The sequence below is a fragment of the Fulvivirga imtechensis AK7 genome, assembly GCF_000331535.1.
GTDB classification, from domain to species: Bacteria; Bacteroidota; Bacteroidia; order Cytophagales; family Cyclobacteriaceae; genus Fulvivirga; species Fulvivirga imtechensis.
This window is the reverse complement of sequence record NZ_AMZN01000029.1, coordinates 76,840-97,843: the sequence shown is the minus strand read 5'-3', so window position 1 is coordinate 97,843 and position 21,004 is coordinate 76,840. Positions and strand designations below refer to the sequence as shown.

At 43.6% G+C, this 21,004-nt stretch carries 19 protein-coding genes; 5 read left to right on the top strand and 14 right to left on the bottom strand.

What is annotated here, in order from left to right; genetic code table 11:
- A complete protein-coding gene (locus C900_RS09130) occupies positions 1–4,110 on the bottom strand; it encodes a T9SS type B sorting domain-containing protein (RefSeq protein ID WP_009579477.1) in 4,110 nt (1,369 codons plus the stop codon).
- An 879-nt stretch (positions 4,111–4,989) separates the two neighbouring features.
- On the opposite strand from C900_RS09130, the gene C900_RS09125 reads away from it, so the two are divergent.
- The 5 genes from C900_RS09125 to C900_RS09105 are packed head-to-tail and all read left to right on the top strand — an operon-like array spanning position 4,990 to position 10,597.
- Positions 4,990–5,469, top strand: a complete 480-nt coding sequence (locus tag C900_RS09125) for a nucleoside deaminase (protein WP_083867464.1) — start codon at positions 4,990–4,992, stop codon at positions 5,467–5,469.
- A 9-nt stretch (positions 5,470–5,478) separates the two neighbouring features.
- Positions 5,479–6,900: an FAD binding domain-containing protein gene (locus tag C900_RS09120; RefSeq protein WP_040496251.1), complete on the top strand. Its 1,422-nt coding sequence runs from the start codon at positions 5,479–5,481 to the stop codon at positions 6,898–6,900.
- On the top strand, positions 6,887–9,163 hold the full coding sequence (locus tag C900_RS09115; protein ID WP_009579473.1) for a xanthine dehydrogenase molybdopterin binding subunit: 2,277 nt from the start codon (positions 6,887–6,889) through the stop codon (positions 9,161–9,163). Before C900_RS09120 ends, C900_RS09115 begins: the two co-directional genes overlap by 14 nt.
- Entirely contained in the window at positions 9,141–9,638 is a 498-nt protein-coding gene (locus tag C900_RS09110) for a hypothetical protein (RefSeq protein ID WP_009579472.1), read from the top strand. Before C900_RS09115 ends, C900_RS09110 begins: the two co-directional genes overlap by 23 nt.
- Positions 9,638–10,597 carry an XdhC family protein gene (locus tag C900_RS09105; RefSeq protein ID WP_009579471.1) on the top strand — a complete coding sequence of 320 codons (960 nt, stop codon included), beginning with the start codon at positions 9,638–9,640 and terminating at the stop codon, positions 10,595–10,597. Before C900_RS09110 ends, C900_RS09105 begins: the two co-directional genes overlap by 1 nt.
- 25 nt (positions 10,598–10,622) lie before the next feature.
- On the opposite strand, the gene C900_RS09100 is transcribed toward C900_RS09105, so the two are convergent.
- The 13 genes from C900_RS09100 to C900_RS09050 form a co-directional block, all read right to left on the bottom strand.
- On the bottom strand, positions 10,623–11,123 hold the full coding sequence (locus tag C900_RS09100; RefSeq protein ID WP_009579470.1) for a DUF2628 domain-containing protein: 501 nt from the start codon (positions 11,121–11,123) through the stop codon (positions 10,623–10,625).
- Between the two features lie 374 nt (positions 11,124–11,497).
- Entirely contained in the window at positions 11,498–12,565 is a 1,068-nt protein-coding gene (locus tag C900_RS09095) for a PAS domain-containing sensor histidine kinase (protein ID WP_009579469.1), read from the bottom strand.
- 214 nt (positions 12,566–12,779) lie between these two features.
- Positions 12,780–12,968, bottom strand: coding sequence for a hypothetical protein (locus tag C900_RS09090; RefSeq protein ID WP_009579467.1), 189 nt, complete (start codon positions 12,966–12,968; stop codon positions 12,780–12,782).
- A gap of 129 nt (positions 12,969–13,097) precedes the next feature.
- A complete protein-coding gene (locus tag C900_RS29830) occupies positions 13,098–13,262 on the bottom strand; it encodes a hypothetical protein (protein WP_009579466.1) in 165 nt (54 codons plus the stop codon).
- A gap of 69 nt (positions 13,263–13,331) precedes the next feature.
- A complete protein-coding gene (locus tag C900_RS09085) occupies positions 13,332–14,300 on the bottom strand; it encodes an NAD(P)-dependent alcohol dehydrogenase (protein WP_009579465.1) in 969 nt (322 codons plus the stop codon).
- Positions 14,301–14,303: 3 nt separating this feature from the next.
- Positions 14,304–14,468, bottom strand: coding sequence for a hypothetical protein (locus tag C900_RS29825; protein ID WP_009579464.1), 165 nt, complete (start codon positions 14,466–14,468; stop codon positions 14,304–14,306).
- Between the two features lie 176 nt (positions 14,469–14,644).
- Positions 14,645–15,604 carry an NAD(P)-dependent alcohol dehydrogenase gene (locus C900_RS09080; protein WP_009579463.1) on the bottom strand — a complete coding sequence of 320 codons (960 nt, stop codon included), beginning with the start codon at positions 15,602–15,604 and terminating at the stop codon, positions 14,645–14,647.
- A gap of 10 nt (positions 15,605–15,614) precedes the next feature.
- Entirely contained in the window at positions 15,615–16,337 is a 723-nt protein-coding gene (locus C900_RS09075) for a DUF4386 domain-containing protein (protein ID WP_009579462.1), read from the bottom strand.
- 25 nt (positions 16,338–16,362) lie between these two features.
- Positions 16,363–16,545, bottom strand: a complete 183-nt coding sequence (locus tag C900_RS09070) for a hypothetical protein (RefSeq protein WP_009579461.1) — start codon at positions 16,543–16,545, stop codon at positions 16,363–16,365.
- A gap of 201 nt (positions 16,546–16,746) precedes the next feature.
- Positions 16,747–19,179, bottom strand: a complete 2,433-nt coding sequence (locus C900_RS09065; RefSeq protein ID WP_009579460.1) for a TonB-dependent receptor — start codon at positions 19,177–19,179, stop codon at positions 16,747–16,749.
- 160 nt (positions 19,180–19,339) lie between these two features.
- On the bottom strand, positions 19,340–19,870 hold the full coding sequence (locus C900_RS09060; protein WP_009579459.1) for a GIN domain-containing protein: 531 nt from the start codon (positions 19,868–19,870) through the stop codon (positions 19,340–19,342).
- A 6-nt stretch (positions 19,871–19,876) separates the two neighbouring features.
- A complete protein-coding gene (locus C900_RS09055) occupies positions 19,877–20,245 on the bottom strand; it encodes a GntR family transcriptional regulator (protein ID WP_009579458.1) in 369 nt (122 codons plus the stop codon).
- A gap of 1 nt (position 20,246) precedes the next feature.
- Positions 20,247–21,002, bottom strand: a complete 756-nt coding sequence (locus C900_RS09050) for a hypothetical protein (protein ID WP_009579457.1) — start codon at positions 21,000–21,002, stop codon at positions 20,247–20,249.
- Positions 21,003–21,004: the final 2 nt, after the last annotated feature.

Genomic DNA, 21,004 nt, shown 5'->3' with positions numbered 1-21,004 from the left:
TTACAGGATCATTACAAATCCTTTATAGACTCGTTCAGAGCTGTCATTCAATTCGATGATATAGAAGTATGTATCTTTACCCAGTTCTTTGTTGTTGCTGGTTCCATCCCATGGCGCATGATAGCCTTCCGAATAGAATACCTTACGGCCATTGCGATGCATTACCGTTACTTTGCAGTTGGGATACCTTTCGATCTCAGGAATTACCCATAGATCATTAAATCCATCGTTATTAGGCGTAAAAGCACTGGGAATATCTAGCTCCCGGTTGGTATCCGGGATGACGATTATTTCAAAATCTCCTTCAACAAACTGCCCACCCTGATCAGTCGAGCGGATCGTTATATTGAAACTGCTCCGCAGGTCATAATCAAAGGGACTATTGGACAATAACTGATTGTCCTGAATGGAAAATGAAGCATCATCCCCACCAACTATGGTATATTGATGCACATCGCCAATATCTTCATCAGTAGTTAAAAGCAGGCCTACCAGAGTCCCTGCCGCTTCCTCTTCCAAAATTGTGTTGTTGGATAAGCTGATGGAGGTTGGTGGTTCATTAACATCCAGAATAGTGATCTGAAATGTCCTTTCGAAGGACCCGCCTCCCGTATCGGTGGTTCTTACCAGGATTTCATAGCTGTCTTTCAATTCAAAATTAAAAGATGCGTTGGTGAGCAGTTCATCCCCATCGATCGAAAATGAAGTCACATCCGCACCACCTTCAATGGTATAGGTGTGGGTATCGCCAACATCATTGGTACTAAAAATACCCACTAATGTACTCACTGGTTCATTTTCAGGTACCGTGTTTGATGAAAGGGACAGGTCAACAGGTGGGTCGTTTACCTGGTGGACGATAACCGTCAGGAACTGCTCATCGGCAAAGGTTCCATCACTTGCGGAAACGACCACCTCATAGGTATTATTTGCATCATCATCTGCCGGATTTGCAAAATCAGGGACACTAATAAAGTCCAGGTCACCGGAGGTTGCATCAATATTAAACAATGCCTGATCCTCGCCACCGACAATGGAGAATGTGAGGTTACTGCCTGTATCCGCATCGGTAGCGGTAACAGTGGTAACAGCAGCAATTTTTTCATCAGTATGGATTGTGGCCTCATCACCACCACCATTTGAGGTGATCACAGGTGGATTGTCGTTCAGGTCATTAATAGCTATGTTCCAGCTTTCGGAATCACTGTTTCCATCGGAGTCGGTAACTGAAATCTCTATTTCATAGACATTATCTGCATTCGCATCGTCCGGGGACTCAAAGTCTCTGGCCACCATACTTACCACGCCCGTAGTGGAGCTGATAGTGAACGCTGCTGCATCTGCTCCTCCTGTTATAGCATAACTGATACTGCCAATTGGGGTGCCGGCAATGGATGGAGTTACTGACGTATATGCAGCATTCTCATCTACGGTAGCATCAGAAATAGCATTGATGGTCAGCGTAGCGGCTTCCACAACATTGATCACCGTTACAGTCCAGCTTTCCGAATCATTATTGCCGTCAGCATCTGTAGCGGTAATTTCAATCTCATAGATGTTATCCGCATCAACATCGTCAGGAGCTTCGAAATTTCTGGGAACCATAACCACCACGCCCACAGGATTAATGGTGAAGGCAGATGCATCAGCTCCTCCACTGATCGAAAAGGTGACCTCTCCAACGGGTGTTCCCGTGATGGAAGGCGGTGGCGCCAAGGTATATGCCGCATTTTCGTTTACAACGTCATCAGCAATGGGGTCTATAGTAAAAGTGACGGTCTCTACCACGTTATTGACCGTCACAGTCCAGCTTTCCGAATCGCTGTTGCCATCGGAATCTGTAACGGTGATCTCTATTTCATAGACATTGTCCGTATTCGCATCGTCCGGGGATTCGAAGTCTCTGGCTACCATGCTCACCACACCTGTAGTACTGTTGATCGTGAAGTCAGCCGCGTCTGCTCCTCCGGTTATAGCATAACTGATACTGCCGATCGGGGTGCCGGTAATAGCAGGCGTCACAGAGGTGTAGGCTACGTTTTCATCAATATTGGCATCAGCAATCGGGTCGATGGTAAAAGTGGCTGCTTCGATCACATCATTGACCGTTACAGTCCAGCTTTCCGAATCGCTGTTGCCATCGGAATCTGTAACGGTGATCTCTATTTCATAGACATTGTCTGAATTCGCATCTTCCGGGGATTCGAAGTCTCTGGCCACCATGCTCACCACACCTGTAGCACTGTTGATCGTGAAGTCAGCCGCGTCTGCTCCTCCGGTTATAGCATAACTGATACTGCCGATCGGGGTGCCGGTAATAGCGGGCGTCACAGAGGTGTAGGCTACGTTTTCATCAACACTGGCATCAGCAATCGGGTCGATGGTAAAAGTGGCTGCTTCGATCACATCATTGACCGTTACGGTTAGTGTTTGCAAGTCGGTTTGTACGCCATCACTGACAGTAACCTCCACTACATACACATTATCCGTGTCACTATCGGTGGGGGCCTCAAAATTGGGGGCTGTGTCGAATACCAGCACCCCACTGCTACTGTTAATATTAAAAAGCGCCTGATCCGTACCTCCTGTAATGCTATAGGTAAGCGTAGTGCCGGCATCCGCGTCTGTGGCTGTTACCGTGGTAACAGCAGTGGTGTTCTCGTTAATATTGACAGAAGCATTGTCGCCTCCTCCGTTGGAAGTGATCACAGGAGGGTTATTGTAAACGTTGATATGCACCCAGGCTGTATCCGCGAAGCGATAAGGATCTGCAAAAAAAGTGCTGTCAACTACGAGGTATTGAATAGAGTCTTGACCCAGATAACCTGAAGTAGGTGTGTATGTAATATCAGTTCTGCTGGATATTGTCGCGGTACCGTTTTTAGGCGGTGTCACAATAACGCTGGGCATCACATAGATCTCATTAAAAATGTCATTGCTTTGAACGTCCAGTACATCATTCACGGCATTTGTATGCACGTTCACCGCATCGTCTATACTATTGATCTGCGGTGACACCACGTGTGCGTCTCCAAATAGGTCAATGTTTTCGTAATGCGGATAAAAAGGAGCAGGCGGTGAGTTTGCGGTATTCAGTTCAGCGATACCATAATTATAGATGTATCCGTTAAACATGCGATCAAAATGCCATGTACCATATAACGCAGTATCTTCATCACCTCTTAACCTACTATAGAGATCTGCCTGAACTTCAGCTTCAGACCTGAACCTGTTCCATAGTCGCAGCTCACAGATATCCCCTACCAAAAAATTACCGCTATTCATGGTATAGGTTTTTGCCACGTCATTTTTACCGGAAGTTTCGCCACCCACGAACAACCGGGTGAACTGGTTTTCAAGAGGAAGTGAAAAGGTTCTGCTATCTACCTCCTGCCCATCGATGTACAGATGGTATGTATTGGCTACATCACCACCTGTGAAAGTCAGGTGATACCATTGATTTTCATTGACGGTCAAAGTTGCCGGGTTGGTTTCCACCGACTGGCCCGTAGTGTACACATAAGCGCTAAACTTGCCACTCAGGTACTCTATTTTATAATACGCTGTTTTACTACCGTAAGCTGATTCTCGAATTAAGATGACCTGGTTGCCCTTAGAGGTATCATTGATACGTACCCAAAGTTCGACAGAAAACCTTCTGTCACCGTTATTCAAACTGAGGTACATGGAATCACTTACTACACCATATCCGGCGCCATCGAATCTTGTAAAGGAAGAAAAATTCTCCTCTGAGGTAGAGGCGTCAACGGTTGAAAAGCTACCTTCTACACCATCGAATGAGGCAACAGCATAAAAGTAAAACTGGCCATTGGTTAGCCCGTTATCCGTGTAGGTGTTTGTACCAAAAGGCACACTTCCCAAAAGATCAAAAGTAACCGAGTCCGTAGACCGGTATATTCGATATTCCGAGACACCGGAACTTACCGTGGGCAGCCATGAAAGTTCATTTGCTTCATCAAGCGAGACAGCATGAAAGCCTGTAGGAGGATCCGGTTGGGCGTTTGCCACAAATGCAGCAAACACCATAAATAATATAGAAATAATTCTATACCATATTTTTGAATAGGTTAGGTGGTTCACGAAATTCATGTAAGTATGTTGGTTTTAAAAAATGATCTGCCATAACAGATACCATTAGGTTGATTGCTATCAAAGAATGATAGTTAAAATAACATACTCACTAGCTTAGCACTTTATGGATTAGTCGAAATTCCCGATGTACCATTGTACCTAAAGGTATAATACCTCCAGATGGATAAGCGGGAAAGAATCAATGACCTTGTTTTCGGCAAAGCCTTTGATTAACATAGCACGACCTCGTGTAATATAAAGAACACCAGGTCCTTATCGGGGTTGAACCTGCAACTTACTAAAGTGTTATGATAATGCATCGGGTATAAATACTTTTAAGGCACACATGTACCATTATTAGATGAAAACCCATAATAAGCACCTCTTTATACAGTCATACAAGCCCATTCCTTTTTGTACAGAACAGTTTGAACCGTCCGTGGCTGAAGACTTTTGAATATCATGTATTAGAAAAACAGCCCTTCGGCACATTATTAATAATTGAGAAAAGGGCTGTTTGGTTAGTGCCTCGAAGAAAACTCCAATGTCCGCGTTACACTCGTTCCAAAAAGGCTCTTCCCCGACAACTGTAACAACTGTACGGGACTACACCGCTGAGAGGCGGTTACCCAATATTCATCAGTTACTCCAGCGTCATCACCAGTTATTCTTCATCTCCTGATCCGGCATCGTTCTGCCCATAGTGTCCCTTAAGAAAAAGCAAACAAAAAAATGGGGATTAAAAGTGTTAATCTTCTCATTAGAATGAAAAAGTTTAAAACCACCAATTTGATAAAATATAAAATGAAACAGAAGCTTAAAAGGTGTGTAAGTTTTTATACATAAAAGGCAATACCAATCCCAACCTCCTAAGTCAGAATTTTCTATTTTAGTATAATGGACAAAAAACAACAAGAAAATATAATGAGAGAGGCCATCAGGCTCTCTATTCATAATGTAGAGTCAGGAAACGGAGGGCCTTTCGGAGCTGTTGTGGTAAAAGACGGGAAGATAATAGCTCATGGCACCAACCAGGTGACAGCAACTAATGACCCTACTGCTCACGCGGAGGTGGTGGCCATCCGGAAGGCATGTGAAATACTAGGTTCATTTCAGTTGGATGGTTGCGAAATATACACTAGCTGCGAACCTTGTCCGATGTGCCTGGGAGCCATTTATTGGGCAAGACCGGATAAAATATACTATGCCAATACCAAAGAGGATGCAGCAGCGATCAATTTTGATGACCAGTTTATCTATGACGAAATCGAGCGCCCGATATCAGAAAGAAAGCTTTTCACACAGCAAATGCTTCGTGACGAAGCGATAGAGGCTTTTAAAAAATGGTCTGAAAGTTCAGACAAGATCGAGTACTAAGCAACACTAATGGAATTTATTCTAAATAACAGATTGGTAAAAACTGACAAGCCGGGCGGAATGACACTGCTGGATTTTATCAGGTATGACCACCAGCTTACCGGCACCAAGATCGGCTGCAGGGAAGGTGATTGTGGTGCCTGTACGGTCTTGATCGGAGACGTGAAGGAAGGCAAGTTAAGGTACCAGTCGATGACATCTTGCATCACTCCACTGGCCAACGTCAAAAACAAGCACGTGGTAACCATAGAAGGTTTAAATATGGAGCAGCTTACACCGGTACAACAGGCGTTCGTAGATACAGGGGGCACCCAATGTGGTTTTTGTACTGTTGGTTTTATAATGTCCTTGTCAGGATACTGCCTGTCAGCCGGGTCGGCAACGTTAGAGGAAGGCATCAGTGCTATTGATGGCAATATCTGTCGCTGCACCGGGTACAAGTCTATCGAACGGGCCACAGGGATCATTGTAAGTAAATTAAGCCGTAAAGATGATAAACATCCCATTGACTGGTTGATCAGAGAAGGGTTTATTCCCGGGTACTTTGCAGGAATACCTGAGCGACTGATCGCATTACAGGTAGCCAGCCAAAACCCCAACGGACGTGCGGATAGACTACCCAAAGTAGGCGGAGGTACAGATGTGTATGTACAACGTCCGGACGATTTAGTGACCTCTGATATCCATCCTTTTTTCGATCTCACAGACTTAAAAAGTATTTTCCTGGATAAAAACATTTGCTATGTGGGAGCAGGGGCAACAGCAACCGACCTGCTGGAATCAGATGTATTTAACAGCATGTTTCCCAACCTCAGGAAGCATCTGAAGTTAATCTCGTCCACACAAATAAGAAATATGGGCACTATAGCGGGAAACCTGGTCAATGCCTCCCCGATCGGTGATCTGACAGCATTTTTTCTGGCCCTGAATGCCACTTTGACAATTAATAAACCGACTGGTGAAGTGCGGAAGTTGCCGTTGAAGGAGTTCTACCTGGCCTACAGAAAGGTTGACCTCAAGGAAAACGAAGCGGTTGAGATGCTTGAATTTCACCTCCCGGACGAAAATACTTTCTTCAATTTTGAAAAGGTAAGCAAACGTACATACCTGGACATTGCCAGTGTTAACACTGCCATCAGACTGGCCGTCATAAACGACAATATTGAAGTGATAGATGTATCAGCGGGAGGGGTATTTGCCACACCGCTATATCTGGAGAAAACATGCGCTTTCTTAAAGGGTAAGCAGCTAAGTTCTGAAAGTGTGAGCGCTGCAGCGGAAATATTGGATTCGGAGATTTCGCCCATCAGCGATATACGTGGCAGCAAAGAATATAAAAGGTTGCTGCTGCGCCAGCTCTTTTTTGCCCATTTTATTGAATTATTTCCTCAAAAAAATTTAAAATGGAGGCGCTTATATGAAAAATATTGATTCAAAAGGACATGTGCGGGGTGAATCAATTTACCTCGATGATATCCCTGTACAGATCGGTACGCTCCATGGGGAAATTTTTGATGCTCCGTGTGCGCATGGAAAAATAAAAAATGTAGACTATTCCCAGGCAGAGCAATTTCCCGGGGTAGTAAGAATTATTACTTTCAAAGACATCCCCGGTGAAAATCAGATTGGCGGCATTATACCTGATGAGCCTCTGTTTGCCGAAGATGAGGTCCACTTTTGGGGTATGCCGGTGGCTCTGATCATCGCCACATCCGAGTTTATAGCCAGACAGGCTAAAAAGCTCATAAAAATTGATATTGAAGAGCTCGATTGTATTGTTGACCCAAAAGAAGCCAGAGAAAAAGGAAGCCTGATATTCCCACCCCGAACCTTTAAGATCGGTGATGTTGACAGCGTTTGGGAAGCATGTGAGCATGTATTTGAAGGAGAGGCAGACTCCGAAGGGCAGGAACATTTGTACATAGAAACCCAGGGCGCTTATGCCTTTCAAATGGAGAATGGCAATATCAGGATAGCCTCCTCTACCCAGGGGCCAACGGCTGTACAGCGAACTGCGGCCAGGGTTTTGGGTGTGGGCATGCATAAAATAGAAGTAGATGTGACCCGGCTTGGCGGTGGGTTTGGCGGAAAGGAGGATCAGGCAACTTCCTGGGCAGTAATGGCAGCCCTTGGCGCTCACCTTTTAAAAAGACCGGTAAAAATAGTACTGCATCGGATGGATGACATGTGCATGACAGGAAAACGGCATCCTTACCGGTCCGATTTTAAGATCGGACTTTCAAAAGACTTTAAAATAAAGGCTTACCAGGTCACCTTTCACCAGAATGCGGGGGCTGCGGCTGACCTGTCGCCGGCTGTAATGGAACGGACCTTGTTTCATGCAACAAACAGTTACCACATTCCGAATGTTACCGCCACAGCATATAGTTGTAAAACGCATTTGCCGCCGAATACTGCATTCCGGGGTTTTGGTGGTCCGCAGGGTATGTTTGTTATCGAGTCGGCTATAGCCAAAGCTGCACATGAGCTGGGTATAGATGCTTCACGCATTCAGGAAAGGAATTTGCTCAAAGATGGCGATGAACTGCCATACGGACAGGTCATGGAACATGCTCTGGCACGAAAAACATGGGCAACCGCACACAAGAAGTTCCAGCTAGAGGCCAAAAGAACAGACATTGCCGATTTCAATCAAAAAAACAAGTACATCAAAAAGGGATTGGCGATACAGCCTGTCTGTTTTGGCATTTCATTTACCAACACCTCCATGAATAACGCCCGTGCACTGGTACACATCTACAGTGACGGCAGCGTTGGTGTAAGCACAGGTGCTGTTGAGATGGGGCAAGGCGTAAACACAAAAATGCTCCAGGTGGCAGCCAATGCATTTTCTATTGCTCCCGAAAAGGTAAAGCTTGAAACCACCAACACCACACGGGTAGCAAACACCTCTCCCTCTGCCGCCAGCGCAACAGCAGACCTGAACGGCAAAGCGCTGCAAATAGCCTGTGATAAGCTACTCACCAGGCTAAAAGAGACTGCTGCCAACATGGTAGGTGCCGAGGTTTCGTCCATCGAGCTACAGGATGAACAGGTTTACTGCAACAACAAACCTGCGGGTATAAAGTGGGAGAAGCTTATTCAGACAGCTTTTCTGGAACGTGTTTGCTTAACGGAAAACGGACATTATGCCACTCCCGTAATCCACTTCGACAAAACCAAAGAGAAGGGACATCCTTTCGCCTACCACGTCTATGGCACTGCTATTCTCGTAGTTACGGTAGACTGTATCAGGGGTATCTATACCTTTGATTCCGTGGAAATAGTTCATGACTTTGGCAAAAGTATGAATGAAACCATCGACCTTGGTCAGATAGAAGGTGGCCTAGTGCAGGGCATGGGCTGGATGACAATGGAAGAACTGAAGTACAATAGTAACGGGAAGCTTCTTTCCAATGCACTGTCTACGTACAAGATCCCCGACATCTATTCGGTACCTAAGGAGATAAAAGTAGAAGCGCTGGAAACAGAAGGACATGAAATGGCAATCCGGAAATCCAAGGCTGTGGGAGAACCTCCGCTGATGTACGGACTGGGGGCCTACTTTGCTATTCAAAATGCGGTAAAAGCATTTAACCCCAACTACCAACCAAAGTATCACGCTCCGTTTACCCCGGAGAAAGTGCTTTTAGGACTTTATGAAAAAGTAAATGTATCTGTATCTGGAATATAAGCTATCAAATATAGTCAGAGGCGGAATCATCTATTGTGGCGGAGATACTATTGCAGCTCTGATACTTGGTGAGTTTACCTTGATCAGAATGCTGACGATGTTAGTGGTCGGCAGCACGATCTACGCATTTGAGATACCCAATTATTTCAGATGGATCGATAAGAAGACCCTCACGCTCTCCGGCTTGAAGAAAGCACAGGCAAAGACAGGTCTCGCATTGCTTTACTTTAACCCGCTATGGGTTGCCCGGCATTTATTCTTTATTAAAGTCTCTATGCTTCAATGGAATGAAATTGCTGTAATATCGCTGATCAATATCGGTTTCTATTCGTTTTTGGTAAATATCCCTATTGCTGTAATAGCCAATTACCTGATCCAAAATCAGGTAAACCTGAAATGGAGGTTTCTGGCCAGCGCTATATTTTCAGCTTTAATGGCCATTTATTATGCAATGAGCGCTGTTTGGTTTAGTTGATGGAATTTTGGAATGATACATATCGCCTCTTAGCTCAATATAAAAAAGTAGCGCTCTTGTACGTTGTTCAAAGCAAAGGCAGCAGCCCGGGAAGACAAGGCTTCAAAATGATCGTGGCTCCGGGTCAGGACATGAGTGGTTCTATTGGCGGGGGTATTATGGAGCACAAATTTGTAGAGCTGTCACGCTCCTTGCTTAAAGGTAACAACGCACTTCCAAAACCATTCATCAGACACCAGGTACACCGCGATGATGCTTCTGAAAAATCGGGAATGATATGCTCGGGTGAGCAGACCATTGCCTTTTACTTTCTTCAGCACGAAGACCTGATATGGCTGAAGAAATTGCTCAGCGCCCTTAAAAGTAACGAAAAACATGTGCTAAGACTGACCAGCGATAGGATCAACCTCCTGAAAAAAGACTTGGCAGCTCCTTTTATGTTTAAGGATATGCAATCATCATCGGGCTGGGAATACGAGGAACAAGTGGGTTTTAAAGAGGCCATTTATATCATCGGTGGTGGCCATGTTGGCCTGGCCCTGTCGCAACTTATGCGTAACCTCGGCTTCTATGTTGTGGTGATGGATGACAGGGAAGATCTAAATACTTTGACAGAAAACAGCCATGCTCATCAAACCAGCGTGATTGCCTATTCCGAAATACACAAACATGTACCCGAAGGAAAGAATGTGTATGTGGTGATTGCCAGTTTCGGATATCGTACAGATAAAGTGGTACTAAAACAACTGCTTGGCAAGAAATACAAATACCTGGGTATGATGGGGAGCGAGGAAAAAGTAAAACGGCTTTTTGATGAAATGAAAAAAGAAGGAGCAACAGAAGCACAATTATCCATTGTTCATTCACCTATCGGGATCCGTATCAAAAGTAAAACCCCTGAAGAGATTGCAGTGAGTATTGCTGCGGAGATTATTGCGGTAAAGAATGGTGGAATATAATGGCGTTTGAATACTTGTCCTGCTATTAAATCAGTAAGAAGACAATGATCAACAGCAGCAAAATGATAAATGGCACCAATGAAACCCCACCCTTTTTTGTCAGCAAATACATCCTCTCCTCCTCATCATCTGTTGCCATAAGTACATTTTTAATGTTTTTGTCGGCTTTTCGAATGTAAAGATAGTTACCCACGAAGCCCCACAGCACTCCAAAAGCAAAGGATGAAACGTAAAAGATCATGGTTTGGGTGTCCTCACTGACAGCGAACAGGTCATAAATTACGCCTTCAATCATCCCCGAAACCAAAATAAAAAGAATAATGAGTATGCCTTCAAGCCATAGCTTTCTGTAAAAGAACCAAAAGAAGCCAATGAAGAAGGGTGCAATATTAAATGAGAACTTATCACCGGATGTATAAGCTTCAAATTTTTCAATATAGTAACCGGACTGGCGTCCAAAGTAGGCCTGTAGGTATTTATCATCCGGCAGCGAAGGCTCTTGAGGAATGTCAATGATATCTTGCATTAGCTTTGATTTTCTGGTTTTTCAACGAATTAATAACTTCCGGTATATTACCGAAGGTGATAAGATGTATGATGGCGTGTGATGACTTCTAATGTTTCAAAACCGCCCTGACACCTGCGGTTCACCGAAATCCGCACCAATTAGTGTCTCTAAGAAAACTCTAAGTGGCTTTAAGAAAGCGTCAAGGTCAACAAGGCTTGCGGAGTTCCAAAAAGCGGAACGTACTAAGGTACGAGAGCATTTTTGGGACAAGCGTAACGCAGACATTGACGTTTTCTTAGAGCCACTAATTAAATAAGATTATCCGGACCATGAAAGAATGTTTATCGATACTTCTCCAAAAATTAATCCTCGTCTGAGTTTGTGATTTAAACCTAATCCCGAAAAGTGATAACAAATTTCGTTCCTTCGTTCACCCTGCTTTCCACATGAATTTGCCCACCCATATCGGTGACGTGGCTATGCACGAGGTATAGGCCTATACCTTTGCTATCGGAGTGTTGGTGGAATTTTTGGCCCAGCCCAAAAATCTTGTCTTTTACCTTCTCCAAATCAAACCCCTGACCATTATCAGCTACTATGAGTTGTTTTTTGCTTCCTTCCTGGGTAGAATAGATTGAAACAACAGGGGGGCGGCCGGGTACGGAATACTTGATCGCATTGGTGATCAGGTTCAAAAAAATGCTCTCGAGATAGGCTCTATTGAACATCACTGTTTCCCACCCTGAAAAGTCGGCATGAATAGTGGTATTTGATGATCGAATTAGCGTGCCGATGTCGTCAAGTACTCCTTGTAAGATCTCTGCAAAAGAGACCTCCTCCATTGCCGCATGCAGCCGGTGCTTTTCGCTAAGTACATCGACATAGCTATTGAGCGTTTGCTGTAACTTACTGCCCGAAAGCTTCAGTATCTCCAATAACTCAACCGTTTTTTGGTCCTTAACTCTGGAAATATCAATAAGGCTGATAATCGCCAGCAAGTTATTTACCGGTGACCGCAAGTCATGTGAAGTAGTATATGTGAGTTGTTTGAGGTCTCTGTTGGCCTGACTCAGGTTGGCAAGCAGCGAATTACGCTTTTCTTCTTCCCTTTTTTTATGGGTAACATTTTTTGCAATCGCAAAGATCAGTTGTTGACTATGTACCGGATAAGCTGTCCATGCCAGCCAAACGATCTCACCGCTTTTGGTTATATATCTGTTTTCAAAGTTGAGTAGTGGTACTGACTCGGTCAGCTTTTGACGCATGTCAGCGGTTACCTGCTTGTCATCATCATATACAAAATCGTTGATAGGCCGGGAGTATAATTCTTCCATTGTGTAGCCCAATGCTTGTGATACAGCAGGGTTGATCCGTTTAAAATACCCATCATACCCGGCTATACACAGCAGGTCAGGTGAGAGATCAAATAATAGTTGGTAATTAAAATCCGTTTTGCCCATTCACAACCGTAAAATCAAATCACGCCTAGATATATTTTTACCATTTCACCGATAAACATAAGCTTTTTTTGTCAGGCTCACAACCTGCTGCACCATCATTATCAGATGGTTAACCTGATGGTTTTCTTTTGCAGTGGCACTGATCGCAGGAACGATTTTTTCATCAGCAAATGGGGGGATCAGTTGCTTCTGCCGTTTACAAAGTGGCAGCTCGTCAGTATAACATCTGCCTGGAATAAACAAGCCTACCCTTAGTGGGGCTGAAAATGATCACGCTGATCATAATGCCTTTCTCATTTTTAGTTGGTATGCCAATGGCAATGGTTGCATTTCCTCGATCGCATGCCCTTTGCAAGATATCAAATCTTTCATCGCCCTGATAAGTCGCTCGTGTGATGATCACTAAATTCGTTCCTCTTTTTGCTTTTATCCTGCATTAAAGTTTGATACCATAACGCTGCTATACTTTCAAATTTTGCCTTGTCTAAAGAAAAAACAGCCGCAAAAATTTAGTAAACCAATTTAACAATCACTACACTATTCGTCTGGCCGGCTTTGGCTCATAACCTGTAGCAGATAACTCTGAAAAGAAAATCAAATAAGAACCCTTGTTCACAGCTATCTCTATGAAGGCCGCCCTGTGTTTCTCAATATTCTTCTCTATGTAACCGGGGCTTCGTACTATACATATCTTCATCTGCTGTGCTTTTGTTCCTTAAAAATATGGGGCATATGACAATGCTGTCATCAAGTGCAAGGAATGAAGTTACCCATTCATTTTAATCACGACTTTTCCTTTTATCTGTCCTTCTCCAAGCATCCTGATGGCCTGAGGCAGATCCGCTAAAGGATATACTTTGTCGATAATGGGTTTCACGCTGCCACTATCGAACATTGTTTTTAACTCCTCCAGATCATCTTTGTTTGGTCGATGCGCCAAGAGACTTAATGATCTGTTTTTTCCTGAGATCCATTTTCCCAAAATGCCTGTTTGAAGTAAAGTAAAAACAGCTCCACCTACAATTACAAGGCTACCTCCGGAATTCAGTGCGCGTCTGTAATCAAACACAGATCTTTCAGCTAATACGTCCAGGATCAGATCATATTTTTGACCAGTCTGAGTAAAATCTTTTTTGGTGTAATCAATAAAATAATCAGCCCCAAGGCTTCGGAGCATATCCCGCTTATCATATTTGTCTACTGCGGTGACCTCGGCACCCCATAGCCTTGCTATTTGTATGGCAAAAGTGCCTACCCCTCCTCCTGCCCCATTGATCAACACCCTGCGCCTTGTTTTGATCCCTCCCTTTCGTAGCCCCTGCAGCGCTAACACTCCGGCTTGTGGTATGGCAGCGGCCTCTTCAAAAGTCATTTTTACAGATTTAACAGCCAACAGATTTTCCGGCACCGCAACATATTCCGCAAAGGCGCCAAAACCAATACCGGAAATATCACCAAACACTTCAGTACCAGGTTTGAGGTACTGTACTTCACTACCCACTGCCTCCACAGTGCCTGCAATGTCGGAGCCGATGATCGGGAATCCGGGTTTTAATATTCCAAATAGCAGTCTGTAAATAAGAGGTTTACCCGTTATCAAGTCCCAGTCCCAGGAGTTAACAGACGCGTTTTTAACCTTCACTAATACCTCATAAGCTTTAGGCACAGGCTTATCTACTTCTATAAGCTGAAGCTGTTCAGGGGAGCCATATTTTCTGTAAACCATTGCTTTCATGGGTCAATCCGGCAAAGCTTCAATATAGTAACCATATTTTTTGATCAGGTTAATGATATCCGTTTCTTTCAACTCTCCATTGGTTTCAATTCTTAACACATTGTCAATATCAGCAGTATCTACCGACCATCCGTCAATCAGGGGGTGGTGGTTAAATACAGGCCCCAATGCTTTTACCTTTTTCTTTGTTTTTATATCCGTTCTAAATATTAGTACCTACATTTTTTCTCTATTTGACATAAATATGGTCAACCTGTTTCTTATCCCCACGCACTTTAGTTAAGGTCGTGATTGCCCTGCAAAATCTATGCATATGTCTCCCCCAGGGGCATTTTCGACTCCTTTTATATCTCTATCACTACCTTTCCCCGGCTATGCCCTTCACAGAAGTATTTAAATGCATCAGAAATTTGATCCAGACTATATTTCCGGTCCATAACCGGCTTCAACTTTCCAGTCTCGAGAAGTTCGCTTAAGAAGCTTAACGATTCCCGGTCAGGTTTTGCCAGTAGTACACACATCTTCCTGCCGTTTCTTCCAGATATGACCGGTGCCAGAAAGAAAGTCTCGAACATCTGTGTTTTCTCACCACCAATACACACATAAACGCCCGTTCCTTTCAGCATACGTTTGTATTTAGTGATGGGGTGATAACCGTTTATAGCCAGTATCAAATCGTACCGCCTATCCGTTTGGGCAATGTCCTCTTTTGTATAGTCGATAACGTGGTCTGCTCCCAGCGCCTGGACCATCTCCATTTTTCCCGTGCTACATACGGCCGTTACTTCAGCTCCAAAATATTTGGCCAATTGTACTGCATACGTGCCTACGCCCCCGGAGGCCCCATTGATCAACACCTGATGTCCGGCCCGAATCCTCCCTTTATCGCGAAGACCCTTCAATGCTGTAATAGCCGCAAGGGGTACGGCAGCAGCTTGTTGAAAGGAAACATTGGCAGGTTTAGCTGCCAGCACTTTCTCCGGGACACAAACATATTCGGCAAATCCTCCGAAACCACATCCTGACAGGTCTCCATACACCTCATCGCCCGGTTGAAAAAGACTGACCTGCCTCCCTGCTGCTTCCACCCTACCTGCAATGTCGGCTCCGAGCGTCTTTTTAGGTTTTAGAAAACCAAAACCCAGGAATCGCCCCATGCCATTCATGATGTGCATATCTGCGGCATTAATAGACGTTGCGTGAATTTTTACCAGTACCTCATCATCGGCCGGCACAGGTTTTTCCACTTCCTTGATCCGAAGCTTATCCGATGATCCATATTTTGTTAATACAACAGTCTTCATTTTATATCATTTAATGTCTTAAATAGTCGATAGCCGCGGTTGCCATTGGAGGTCGGTCCTTTATCCCCCTGATCAAAAGCCATAAACAAATAGTCAGTTCGCCAATTGTAGCAGGCAGGGTAAGGATCGTTGAAATATTCGTATTACCATACGGAGGATATATGGAGTATGCCAAAAAGTCGACCAGATACCCGCAACAACCGATCATTAGAAATACGCCCAATATTTTAGGTAAATACCCTGATCTGTAGACCAAATAGCCAAAAGGAAATAGCCAAAGCGCCCAGAATACCTGACTTACCAACAACCCGTTGCTATGGTATTGAAGAGCCAGCATTACCTGTGCCTGCAACTGCTCCGCATCCAAGACACTGAGATAGTCTGCCTCACTTAAAAGAGATAGTACGTTGAACTGAAAAAGTATGCTGACAAATGAGATGGGGACACTGACCACTACAAAAACAACCATCATTGATGCGTGAGTTTTATCTACCTCACGAAAGAGCTGGTATAACACCAGGGGAAGTAATAAAAAGGCAGTATAACAAACTAAACTGCTTACTGCACCCAACCGGAAGAGCCATTCTGAAGACCTTATATTGCCAACTGTGGCAGCAGGATCTTCCCATACGATAAGCTGGCCAGGCACATACATAAGACTGAAGATACCGGTGATCACCACTATAAAATATAGCACTCCTGCAATTCTCGCTGTTTTCTTAGTAACTTTCATTTTAATTGCTGTTTAAATTAACTGGCTAAATACCCAATCTGTCAAAAGCTTCATAGACCAGAAAGGCGGGCCAAACTATCGCTTTTAGCAGACCTAAAACGCTCATCCAAAAGCCAGAGGCATGCCCTACAAAGTAAAAGGCAGCTCCGATCATACCCAGGAAATAAATACAGTCCGGGGACGGGCGATATTTTAGTTTTTGTTCCATAATATTTCCATATGTTTATGATTAGTTTTGAGATAGCTCGAAGATCGAAATCGGGAGTGCATCCCTAAAGACTTTCGACTATTACTCACAGCATTTTTGCCACTACTTTCCCACGGCTATACCACAATTGGCTTGGCATTTTTTACTCACGACTCACCTTTTGCCTGCTGCTTTTGCCTACTGCCGGCTATTTTTTTTCATTTAAAAATAAACCCGGTACATCAGGTTAGGAAAAAATCCAAATTGAGTTACATAACCCACCGAACCAGGTTCACTTGCGTCATAAAATTCAGACAGCCTTCCTTTATGATCGGTAATATTGTCAAGATTAAGGAAGAGCTCGTGAGTGGCTTTGGGTCTGTTCCACTTGTAGCTGGCCGATATTATGACCGCATACACATCCTCAAGGTCGTGCTCATAAGCCTTTTCATAGTCCCAATACCTGTTATTTTGAGGGTCAACAGCCAGGTGTCCGTTTTCATCCCTCAGCAGCGGAATGATCTTTTTACCCCCGCCAAAAAACACTTTACCATTCAGCCCCAACGTTTGATTCCTTTTTTTACCAAGCCGTGTAAACTCTTTGCCGAACAATATATTCAGCAAGTAGTTGCCATTATATTGGGTATTCCGCTCAACACCATCCAGCGCTGTATACTTCGATTCATACAATGATCCGTTGATGAGATAATAGTATTGGTTATCGAAAAACTTCTCCAAAGTGACTTCAATACCATAATTTTTGCCTGTTCCTTTATTCACCAGATCAATATACCTGAATTCGAGGCCTTCATTGATAGTAGAATAATAGCTGGTATCACTGTTTTCAACCGGTATATCGTACAACCCCTGGTAATAAGCTTCTACTTTTGCTCGCAGGTTCCTCCCCATACGCTTTTCATAGCCTACTACATAATGATTAGCCTTTAACAACCCAAGATCTTTGTTGGGTTTGGTTATGCTTCCGTCTTCATGCTCCACCTGAGCAAAATAATTATGGATACTCTCCATGTTGCTATGTTTTCCGTATCCGAAATGCACCGAACTAGTATTGCTCATCTGCCAGTTTAGAGCAACCCTAGGTTCTAATGTGCTCTTATTGTTCAGCAAAACATTCATGTTGTGAAAGCCCGCTACAATAGCAATATCTCCACTTACACGGTATTTCCAGCTAATAAAATTCCTGATAGTACTTACCCCGTCATTGAAATCAAGAAGTGTAAATCTGCTGCTGGCGTCATCACGAAGACGGCTTTGTTCATAATTATAATCAAAGTAAGCATATGTGGTACCCAATTGGAACTTATTCCTGGCATTGATCTTATTATGGTAGGTAATGGCCCCTCGGTAAGTAGTTTTTGCCAGCCTGCTTTTAAGGTTCAGCCTTTTATCTGCTACTGATTCGCCTATCAAATTCCCCTCATCATCATATATTTTCTCGATCTGAGATTCAAAAACATCATCATTTATTCCTTCGTTTGAATAGGCGATAGTAGTATTGATAAAGCTGTTGTTATTAATGGTAGCAATATGATCGATACCCAGGTTAAGCAAGTGAGCGCCTTTTTTATAGTCTTCTTCAATATCTTCACGCATAAATCTGTCACCCGGAGTTTCCCAGTTAACGGGCGTTACATCTTCTATAAGAAAGCTACTCAACCCACTCAGGCCGAAGAGGGAAAAAGATCCCAGCTTTTCCGTTGGCAGTACTATCTTGAAGGCGGCATCCTGAAATTTGGGTACTCCATTGATGTCCACCAGCCCAAGGTCTTTAATAATAGTGGCGGTAGAGTACCGGTAATTGACGAGGTATGAGCCTCCATATCCCTTCTTCAACGGTCCTTCCAGCGTGAGGTCGGTTCCCAAAAGTCCGAAGCCAAATACCGATTCGAATTTCTCGTTATTGCCGGCCCGTAGTCTTACATCATAAACGCCTGATAGTACATCACCAAATTCGGGTGAAAAAGCTCCGGTATAAAAATCAGAGGTAGCCAGCAAGTTGTTGTTAAGTGTACTTATTGCCCCGCCAACCGCACTCTGATCTGCAAAATGATTGGGGTTGGTGATCTGAACACCTTCCAGGCGCCATTGTACATACTTGGGTGAATTTCCCCGCACAATAATATCGTTGCTGCCATCCTGAGTGCTGGTAATACCCGCAAAATTAGACATGATACGAGAGGGATCATTGAAGCCCCCGGCATAGCGGTTGGTTTCTTCGGCAGAAATAGAGCGTGCGCTGACAAGCGCCATGTCGTTAACGGCCTCTCCCTTGTTTCTGACGGCAGTGACCACTATCTCATCCATTTTAACGGCGGACTCTTCCATACTCAGGGCCAGAACTACCTCTTTACCTGAATTCACAATTACATTGGAAATGATCTCAGGCTCGTAGCCAACATAAGATAGTTGGAGTGAAATCCTGCCCAACGGCACATATACTAATCTGAACGTACCGTTTTCATCGGTTATGGCCCCAATGAGAGGATCTGATCCCTGCACCACTACGGTGGCACCTATTAACGGTGATTTACTGTCTCTGTCAGTGATAACTCCCCGTACTGTCTGGGTGAGCTTTTGACCAAAAGCCGTGGTAGCCCATAGGACTACCATGGCAATTACTGTTAGTTGTTTCATTTTGAGTTGTGTTGTTGTTATTGGATTTCATATTTGTTAGCTTTGAGATGCTGGCTTGGAGTATTGAAAAAGAAAACTCATTCACCATTTTCCTTCCTTTCTTTGTGACCTGACCACGATACACTTTTAGGAATTTCAGGATCATTAGCCAAAACTGTTATCAGTTAATATTTGGGTCATCATAAACCTCAATATTGACAGTTCCTGATGATTGAAAAGAAACATACTTAAAAACATTATCTATTCCCCTGAAGTAATCGCCATGCTGCAGGGCGACATCCAGAGAATCAGTATTGAAATTCTTCATTTCAATCTTGGTACTTCCCATAGTTTTTATAGCTCTTAACGCGGGAGCCGTTATTTTGACCTTAATACTATTATCATTTGCTGTGGTGGAATTCTTTTTAAAGTGCAGGGTCCCGGCACTATTTTCGATCACTGTTTTTTCAAACCCTCCGTTTTCATTAGCCACCTCTACCTTATACACCTTACCTTGCCTTATCTTCACATCCCAATTGGCTGAAAAATTGAGTTTTTCAAAATATTCCACTGGTACGGCCTTATAATTGTTGGCAGCCTCAGCCTGAATCAAAAAGGTTTCCAAATGATTCCTCCACAGCACCATGCTGGCAACCAACAGGGCGATAATAACTCCTACAGCGGTTATCACTATTTTAGTACTTGTTTTCATTATCTACTATTGATCCTCGTGTTTGTACTTTTCATAATACGTTGTAACATCTTCAATTGTCAGGTTAAGCAGGTTCATGGCTTTAAAAAACCTGGGCAATTCCTGGGTGATAAAATCCTCCTTCTTTAGCGCCTTTGTTTTCTGAAGGCCGTCTTCAGAAACAAAATATCCAATCCCTCTTTTGTTGAATATGATGCTCTTTTCCTGCAGATAGTTAAATGTTCTCATCACCGTATTTGGGTTTACTTCCATGTTTACTGCTGTTTCTCTTACTGAAGGTATACGATCTCCAGGATGCCACTTTTCGAGTAATATATTCTCGCAAAAGAGGTCAGCTATTTGCAAATAGATAGCCTGATCGTCTCTGAATTCCATGCTATGCCTCCTGCTCTTTTAATCCTATATAAGCTGTTACCCAACAAAATGGCGCCAGTACCCACAAAAACACCCACTTAATGATCATCCAAAATCTGTGCGCCACAATTTCATCAAGAAGCTCACACTCATAACCCAGACACTCATGATCAGATAAGAATACTCCTTTTAAAATAAAATAAGCAAGTGTGCCTATCGCTGCTCCGAAAAGGACCAATACAAAAAGTGTCTTAGGAAGGACATATCCCTTAAAATGTGTAGCCCCAACCAGGAAAATGCCATGGAGGATAAAATAGTATTTCATTGTATTGACAGCAAAATCGTCAAGCGGATTGAACGGTTCGAATGCCACACCAGCAAAAAGTAATTCGCCAATGGGGTTAGCTATTAAAGCATATATAAAATAGGTAAGGGTAAATAGCCCCATCCATCCTACTGAAGTCAAAAGCCACATACAAACAAACTTTTCAAGTGTAGATGCGGGCAACGTAAGGTAATGGTAACGCTTCAAAGAGTTACCCAGATCATTAAACGCCAAACTACTCAGCACAAATCCCCCCGCGAGCAAACTGAAGATATAATTTTCAGTATGTTCATAAAGTCGCTTGTGCGAGTCAACAGCGATATCCAGCAGCAAGCCGATGAAGAACAGCATACCAAATACAATCACAAATGTCATCAGTATACCTTTTCTGCTCCTGAATACTTCTAACTTCAGTAACAGCCAAAATCTTGATATGTCGAAGTAGCGACTCATTT